Genomic DNA, 243 nt, shown 5'->3' on the forward strand with positions numbered 1-243 from the left:
GGTGGCCGTCTGGATCGTCAGCTTGTACTTGTCGGCGGCCGGTTGCAGCGACTTCGCCTTTTCGTAGACGGTCGACGTGAAGCCTTCCGCGTTGTCCGTGAAGGCCTTCGCTGCGTACTGCTGCTTCAGGTCGACTGCGATCTGATCCTTCACGTCCGCGAACGGCTTGACCACCGACGGCTTCACTTCGGTCGCCTTCAGGATGTGGAAGCCGAGGTCCGACTCCACGACACCGCTCACCTC

Annotated in this window: 1 protein-coding gene; it reads right to left on the reverse strand. The window is 61.7% G+C overall.

What is annotated here, in order from left to right; translation table 11 throughout:
- The coding region (locus SB816_RS34365) for a peptidylprolyl isomerase (RefSeq protein WP_410548542.1) at positions 1–243 on the reverse strand (243 nt) is incomplete at both ends.

This window comes from Achromobacter sp. SIMBA_011 (assembly GCF_046535435.1).
GTDB classification, from domain to species: domain Bacteria; phylum Pseudomonadota; class Gammaproteobacteria; order Burkholderiales; family Burkholderiaceae_B; genus Achromobacter; species Achromobacter dolens.